Origin of the sequence: Streptomyces sp. NPDC001787 (genome assembly GCF_040297465.1) — a bacterium.
In the GTDB taxonomy this organism is placed as follows: domain Bacteria; phylum Actinomycetota; class Actinomycetes; order Streptomycetales; family Streptomycetaceae; genus Streptomyces.
Genome location: NZ_JBEOZE010000006.1, coordinates 367458 through 375165 on the forward strand (window position 1 = coordinate 367458; position 7708 = coordinate 375165).

At 72.7% G+C, this 7708-nt stretch carries 6 protein-coding genes; 4 read left to right on the top strand and 2 right to left on the bottom strand.

What is annotated here, in order from left to right; all coding sequences use genetic code 11:
• Window positions 1-36: 36 nt before the first annotated feature.
• The gene (gene lplAB, locus ABT170_RS11925; protein ID WP_351866224.1) at window positions 37-1092 is read right to left on the bottom strand and encodes a lipoate-protein ligase LplAB; all 1056 of its coding nucleotides are present in this window, start codon (window positions 1090-1092) and stop codon (window positions 37-39) included.
• A 270-nt stretch (window positions 1093-1362) separates the two neighbouring features.
• Between lplAB and ABT170_RS11930 the strand changes: the two genes are divergently transcribed.
• From ABT170_RS11930 to ABT170_RS11945, 4 genes are all read left to right on the top strand, one after another.
• Complete coding sequence (locus tag ABT170_RS11930) at window positions 1363-2229, top strand: (2Fe-2S)-binding protein (protein WP_329944985.1); 867 nt, start codon at window positions 1363-1365, stop codon at window positions 2227-2229.
• 259 nt (window positions 2230-2488) lie between these two features.
• Window positions 2489-3976 (top strand): lysine N(6)-hydroxylase/L-ornithine N(5)-oxygenase family protein, encoded by a 1488-nt coding sequence (locus ABT170_RS11935; protein ID WP_351866228.1) that lies wholly within the window; start codon window positions 2489-2491, stop codon window positions 3974-3976.
• Complete coding sequence (locus ABT170_RS11940) at window positions 3973-5877, top strand: IucA/IucC family protein (protein ID WP_351866230.1); 1905 nt, start codon at window positions 3973-3975, stop codon at window positions 5875-5877. The genes ABT170_RS11935 and ABT170_RS11940 overlap by 4 nt, the downstream gene beginning before the upstream one ends.
• A complete protein-coding gene (locus tag ABT170_RS11945) occupies window positions 5874-7262 on the top strand; it encodes a glutamine synthetase family protein (RefSeq protein ID WP_351866232.1) in 1389 nt (462 codons plus the stop codon). The genes ABT170_RS11940 and ABT170_RS11945 overlap by 4 nt, the downstream gene beginning before the upstream one ends.
• A 152-nt stretch (window positions 7263-7414) precedes the next feature.
• Here ABT170_RS11945 and ABT170_RS11950 read toward each other — a convergent pair.
• Window positions 7415-7708, bottom strand: a 294-nt coding sequence (locus tag ABT170_RS11950) for an electron transfer flavoprotein subunit alpha/FixB family protein (RefSeq protein ID WP_351866235.1), incomplete at its 5' end; no start/stop codon positions are given.

Here is a 7708-nt window from a genome sequence, read left to right on the forward strand (position 1 = left end):
CCGGGGGCGGGAGCGGGGCCGCCTCCCGAGGGCGGGCTACGGCACCCGCGCCGTCCACTGGGCCGTACCGAACTTGGTGCGCACGAGTTCCTCGGCGCGGGCCATCTCCTCGTCCGTCACCTTGCCGGGGGTCAGTCCGTGCCGGTTGCGGAACGAGTCGATCATGTTGTCGATGATGACCTCGCGCGGCAGCCCGGTCTGACGGCGCAGCGGGTCGACGCGCTTCTTGGCGCTCTTGGTGCCCTTGTCGGAGAGCTTCTCCTTGCCGATCCGGAGCACTTCCAGCATCTTGTCCGCGTCGATGTCGTACGACATGGTCACATGGTGGAGCACGGCACCCTCCCGGCCCACCACGCGCTTCTGCGCCGCGCCCGCGATCTTTCCGGCGTCCGTGGCGATGTCGTTCAGCGGCTGGTACCAGGCCCGGATGCCCATGTCGGAGAGCGCCCCGAGCACCCAGTCGTCGAGGTAGGCGTAGCTGTCCGCGAAGGACAGGCCCGAGACGAGGGAGTCCGGGACGGAGAGCGAGTACGTGATGGTGTTGCCCGGCTCCACGAACATGGCGCCCCCGCCGGAGATACGGCGCACGACGCCGACCCCGTGCCGCTCGGCGGCCTCCCGGTCGACCTCGTTGCGCAGGGACTGGAAGCTGCCGATGATCACGGCGGGGGAGGCCCACTCCCAGACCCGGAGCGTCGGCGGGCGGTGGCCGGCCGCGACCTCGGCGGTGATGACCTCGTCCAGGGCCATGTGCAGAGCGGGGGACTGGGGGGCCTCGTGGATGAGCTGCCAGTCGTAGTCGCTCCACTCGGTGGCCTGTGCCAGCGCCCGGCGGACGGCGACGGCGACGCCCTCCGCGGACAGCCCGAGCATCACCGTGGACTCCGGCAGCGCCGCCTCGATGCGGGCCGCGAGACCGGCGGTGTCGGTGTTGGCCGGGGCGCCTTCGAGGGCCGCGTCGATGGCCAGGATGGCTTCGTCGGGTTCGAGGAAGAAGTCCCCGGCCACTCGTACGTTGCGCAGCGCGCCGCCCTCGACATCGAGGTCCACGACGACGAGCTTGCCGCCGGGAACCTTGTACTCACCGTGCACAGTCCTGCCTCCACATCTCCACCGTCCCGTCCGGGCCGGTCATATCCACTCACAACGTCGTTTCCGACCAGCATCATCCCTCCGCGCCGGGCGCCGTGCGAGGGCCGGCCCCCGCGCCGGGCGGCGACCGCCCGGCGTACGCCGTGAGGCCGGCGGCACCCGCGCGCCCCAACTCGCCGGGCGTGGCGCCGGGGTGACGGTGGTCGCCCGACCTCCCAGGCCATATAAGGTAAGCCTAACCTCATTGCTTTCGGAGAACCGGGAAGTGCAGTGCCGCTCGTCAGCGCCTCGGATGTCGCCACCCCCACCTGGTCCGCCCTCGTCGCGGACGCCTACACACGGCTGGAGGCGGTCTCGCCCCTCGTGCGCATCGCGGCCGGGGACGAGGAACGGGAACACGAGGTCCGGGATACCGGTGGTGTCGGCACCGGTACCGATGCCGGGGGTGCCGGGGGCGCCGGTGACTGGGTCCGGGGGAGCCGGATCGCCGCGGAACCGGAGCGGGTGGAACACCTGGTGGATGCGGAGGCGGAGCGCATCCGGGTGGCGTACGGGCAGCCGCCCCGGAGGGACGTGGCCGCCACCTGGGCGCTGCAGCGCTATCTGTTCACCGCGTGTCTGACGCTCAGCGGGCCCTGGTACCTGCAACGCCGGGTGCCGTGGCTGCCGTTGGACCGGATCCGGTACGCGTGGCAGAACCGGGCCTTCGCCGTCCGGCCCCTGGGGCTGACCTGTCTGCCCGGTGACCGCGCGGCGGATCTGCCCGGTGTGCGCGTCCTGTCCGGCGAGGAGGCCCTGCGCGCGGAACTGCGCGCCTCCGTCGCCCGCCAGACCGGGCCGGTGCTCGACGCGTTCCGGCCCCTGGTGCGGCGCAGGCCGCGCGCCCTGTGGGGCATGGTCACCGATCAACTGGCCGGGGGGATCTGGCACATGGGGCGGCATCTGGGGGAGGAGGCCTCCGCCACCCGGGCGGCGGACACCCTGCTTCCGGGCAACACCGCTCCGTACATGGGCGGCGCGGGCTTCCGTCCTTCCCCGGACCCGGCCGGCGGGTACACCCGTACCCGCACGGGCTGCTGTCTGTACTACACGATTCGCCCCGACAGCCTCTGCGCGACGTGCCCGCGCAGCTGTTGAACGGCCTCCCGCTGCCTCCCGGGGGGCCCGCACCCCCGCACCCCCGCACCCGCGCACCCGCGCACTTCGACCGAAGGGTATTCGTCATGCCGACTGCTCGGTTCATGGACGGTGCGAGCGGCCTGACATGGGCTCAGAGGACCGTTGGCGGCGGCGACTTAGCCGAGGCCGTCGCCCGCCACGACATCGTTCCGGGACCGCTGCCGCCGCGCGGAGCGGGAGTGCCCGGCATCCCCGCACTTCCAGCCGGAGGAACCCGATGACGCCCCGACCGGAGAACGAGCCCCTCGATCTGCTGGGGGTGGGCGTAGGGCCCTTCAACCTCTCGCTCGCCGCACTGGCCGACGGTGTGCCCGGCCTGCGTGCCGCCTTCCACGAGCAGCGCGCCTCGTTCCACTGGCACCCGGGCCTCCTCATCGAGGGCTCCACGCTCCAGGTCCCCTTCCTGGCCGACCTGGTGAGTCTGGTCGAGCCGACCAGCCCGTGGTCCTACCTCAACTACCTGAAGACCCGTCAGCGGCTTTTCCCCTTCTACTTCGCCGAGCGTTTCCACATCCAGCGCTCCGATTTCGACAGCTACTGCCGCTGGGTCAGCGGCACGCTCGCCTCCACCCACTTCGGCCGCCGGGTGGACACCGTGGCCTGGGACGCCGCACGGGGCTCCTTCGCCGTCGGCTTCACCCGGCTCGGCCCGGACGGCGAAGAGCTCGCGGCCGGTCTCGCCCACACCCGCCATGTCGCCCTGGGCGTCGGTACGGCGCCGTACGTCCCCGTGCCGTTGCGGGCCCTCGCCGAGGACCCCGGCTCGCTGGTGCTGCACTCCGCCGACTACCTCGCCCACCGGGACCGGCTGCTGGCCGCCCGGCATGTCACCGTCGTCGGCTCCGGCCAGTCCGGCGCGGAGGTGCTGCTGGACCTGCTGCGTTCGCGGCCCGGCGGGGGAGAGGGGCTGACCTGGCTCGCCCGGACCCCGGCGTTCGCCCCCATGGAGTACAGCAAGATCGGCCTGGAACACTTCACGCCCGACTACACCCGCTACTTCCATGGCCTGCCGCAGACCGTACGTGATCAACTGCTGCCGAGGCAGTGGCAGTTGTACAAGGGTGTCAGCGGGGAGACGCTCGGCGAGATCCACGACGAGCTCTACCGGCGCAGTCTCGACGGCGGCTGGCCCGATGTCACCCTGACACCCGGCATCGAGGTCATCGGTGCCGTCGCCACCGGCAGCGGGCGCATCGAACTCCGCGTCGAGCACGGCCGGCAGGCGACCCGGGGCCGGTTCGGCACCGACGCCGTCGTCCTCGCCACCGGCTACCGGGAGCGGCCCGTCGACGGTCTCCTCGCCGCACTGGACCCCCACATCGTGCGCGACGGGGCAGGCCGCCCCCAGGTCGACGAGGCCCAGCGGCTGGTGCTCAAAGGGGAGATCGGCGGCTCCGTCTTCGTACAGAACGCGGAACAGCACACACACGGGGTCGGCAGCCCCGACCTGGGGCTCGCGGCCTGGCGTTCCGCCGTCATCATCAACGCGCTGACCGGCAAGGACACCTACCCGCTGCCCGAGCGCACCGCCTTCACCACGTTCGGCCTCGGCGGTGGGGACCGTTCCGGAGCACATGGCGGCGCCACCGAGCCCGGTGCCACGCCCGGCACGGCCGCCGCCGGCCCCGCAGCCGGCACCGGCCCCGCCGCCGGTCCTGCCAACGCCACCAGCCCCGCTACCGGCACCACCGGAGGATGTCCGTGACCGCGTACATAGACCCACAGCCACAGCCACAGCCCGCCGTCGACGAGGCGGGCCCCGGGTCCGCTCGCGAAGCGGCTCGCAGGGCCGCCGTCACCTGGCGGGAGGCCGGAAGGCAGATCACCGAGAAGATGCTCGGTGAACTCAGCTACGAGTACCTCTTCGAGCCGGTCCCGGACGCCGCCCCCGTCACCGGGGGCGGCGACCCGGCCTGGCGGCTCGACCTGCCGGACGGGGTCACGTACCGCTTCCGTGCCCGGCACGGGGCCTTCCGCTGCTGGGTCGTCACCCCGAAGTCCGTCACCCGTCACCGTGCACGTCCCGACGGCGCGGAGTCCTTCGCCTCGGCCGATGACCCGCGCGTGCTGGTCACCGACTCCCGCCAGGTCCTCGGCCTCACCGGAACGCGCCTCGCGGACGTCCTCGGCGAGCTGACCGCCACCGTCTCCAACGAGGCGCTCCGCCTCACCGCCCCGATCACCGCCGCCGAACTCGCCGCCCTGCCCTACGACATCGCCGAGGGGTATCTGCCCGGCCACCCGCGCATCGTCGTCAACAAGGGCCGGGTCGGATTCTCCGCCGCCGACCGGGTCCGGCTCGCCCCCGAGGCCCGTACAGCCTTCGCCGTCCGCTGGGCCGCCGTCCACCGGGACCTGGCCGCGTTCCGCTCGGTGGCCGGGCTCGACGCGGCCACCCTGCTCGCCGAGGAACTGGACGAGGCCACCCGGCGGGCGTTCACCGAGCGCCTCGCCGACAGCAGCGCCGCCGCCGGCACCGACCCCGCCGACTATGTGTGGATGCCGGTCCACCCCTGGCAGTGGGACGAGATCGTCGGCACCCTCTACGCGGCCGAGCTGGCCACGGGCCGCGTGGTGCACCTCGGGGACTCGGCCGACACCTATGTGCCGCACCAGACCGTCCGTACGCTGGCCAATGTCAGCCACCCCACCCGACGGGACGTCAAGACCGCCTGCTCGGTGCGCAACACCCTCGTCTACCGCGGCCTGAACTCCGCCGCCACCCTCGCCGGGCCCGCCGTCACCGAATGGCTGCTCGGCATCCACGGGAGCGACCCGCTGCTGCGCGAGGAGTACCGTTTCGATCTGCTCGGCGAAGTCGCCGCGGTCTCCGTCACCCACCCGCTTCTCGGCCCCCTGGAAGAGCTGCCCTACCGCTTCCACGAGACGCTCGGCGTCCTGTGGCGCGAGCCGCTGCGGACCCGGGTCGCCCCCGGCGAGCGCGCCGTGTCGCTGGCCGCGCTTCCCTACCGCGACCACCGCGGCGACAGCGTCCTCACCCATCTGATCCACACCTCCGGCATGGCGGCCGAGGACTGGTTCGGCAGGCTCTTCGACCTGATCCTCACCCCGTTGCTGCACTGGTTCCACCGGTACGGTGTCGCCTTCTGCCCGCACAGCCAGAACCTCGTCCTGATCACCGACCCGGACGGCCGCCCGCTGCGCGTCATGATCAAGGACTTCGCCCAGGGCGTCGACCTCGTCGACACCGAACTTCCCGTCCACGACACGCTCGCGGCGGAAGCCCGCACGGACATGCTGCGCTGGCCGGCGCCGCTGATGGCCCAGTCCCTGTTCTCGTCCGTCTTCTCCGGCCAGATCCGCTTCCTCGCCGAGATCGCCCACGACGACCTCGGCCACTCCCGTCCCGCGATGTGGGAGCAGGTGCGCACGGTCGTCCGCGCCTACGCCGACCGCTTCCCCGAGGACGCCGGGCGCTACCCGGACCTCGACCTGTTCGCCCCGGACGTCGAGCGGGTGTGTCTCAACCGGGAGCACCTCGCGGGGGAGGGCTTCGAACGCGTCGACCGGGACGAGGAGTTCGACGTGCGCTTCGGCCGCGTACCCAACCCGCTGGCCGGTCCCGACCCGGAGGGCGCCTGGTGAACACGGGCCCACGCCCGGCCGCCGCCTTCTGGCAGCGTCCCGCCGGCCCGCGCACCCTCGCGGCCCGTGCCGGGGCAGGGGCCACCATCCGCGAGGAGCTGGCCGGGCGGGCCCCCTCGCGGATCACCCTCCTGGCTCCCGATCCGCACGCCCGCTTCGCCGCCGTCGACCTCGACGGAGCCTTCGCCCTGGAGTCCGTGCTCGACGACGGCTACGGCGCCTGCACCTATCTCTGCGCCTGGACCGTGGAGCGCGGCACCTCCCCGGCGCCCGAGCTCCAGCGCTACTACGGCACCTACTCCGACCTCGTCCTGCGCCCTGACCCGGCCACGCTGCTGCCACAGCCCGATCCGGGAGACGGCCTCGCGGAGGGGAGCGGCTGGTACGTCGTGTGCGACGCGGCCTGGCCGGACGGCCGTCCCGTCACGGTCGCGCCCCGCACCGTCCTGCGGCAGAGGCTCTCCGCCGCCGAGGCGCTGGGCATCGTGCCGTCCGTCGGCCTGGAACACGAGGTGACATTTCACCGCGCCGACGGCTCTCCCGTCACCGCCCACGGCATCGACTACGCGCTGGGCGGCACGGAGAACCTGACCCCCCTGCTGCGCGAGATCCGTTCCACGCTGCGCGGGGCGGCACTGGGAGTGGAGTCGGCGCGTGCGGAATGCCACCCCGGTCAGTACGAGATCGTGCTCCGTCACCGTGACGCGCTGGCCGCCTGCGACGACGCGATGGTCCAGCAGACCCTCGTACGGCAGGCCGCGGCCCGCCACGGTGTCACCGCCTCCTATCTCGCGGCGGAGGGCCCGGGGCAGGGCAGCTCCTGCCATGTCCACCTCTCGCTGAACGACGTGGACGGCCACAACCTGGGACCCGACGGGGGCGACCCGCGCCGCCCGAGCCCGCTCCTGGGGGCGTTTCTCGCCGGAGTGCTGCGGGCGGCGGGAGACCTGACCCCGATCTGGGCGCCGACCGTCAACTCCTATGTGCGGCTGCGCACCGGCGACTTCGCGCCGACCTCGGTCCGCTGGGGTGCCGACGACCGCACCGCCGCCGTCCGGCTGGCCGGTCACGGACCTTCCCTGCGGCTCGAATGCCGGTTCCCGGGGGCCGACGCCCAACCCCACCTCGTCGTCGCGGCGTTGCTCGCCGCCGGGCTCTCGGGGATCGAGGACGGCCTCCCGCTGCCCCCGCCGGGCAAGGAACAGGACCGGCTGCCCACCACCCCCTGGCAGGCACTCGACCGGTTCAGCACGTCCCCGCTTCCGGTACGGCTGCTCGGTGCCGAACTCGTCGACCACTGTGCCGCTCTCTTCAGGGCGGAGCTGGACGACTGGTGCGACGGCGTCACCGACTGGCAGCGCCGCCGCGGAGCCCTCAGGTCCTGATCGCCGAGGCCGTCGGACCTGCGTCAATGGTGTGGGGAACGGGGCCGGGGCCGCGCGGTGGGTGTCACCGTGCGGCCCCGGCCGGGGTGGTGCTGTGGGTGGTGCTGTTGTGCTGCGTGCGTGCTGTGTGCGTGTTGCGTGTGTGGTGGGGGTCAGGCCTTGCGGGTGTTGATCTCCTCGGTGAGCTGGGGCACGACGTCGAAGAGGTCTCCGACGATCCCGTAGTCGACGAGGTCGAAGATCGGGGCCTCGGCGTCCTTGTTGATCGCGACGATCGTCTTCGAGGTCTGCATCCCGGCCCGGTGCTGGATCGCGCCGGAGATCCCGGAGGCGATGTACAGCTGCGGGGAGACCGACTTGCCGGTCTGCCCGACCTGGCTGGAGTGCGGGTACCACCCGGCGTCGACCGCGGCACGCGAGGCACCGACCGCCGCGCCGAGGGAGTC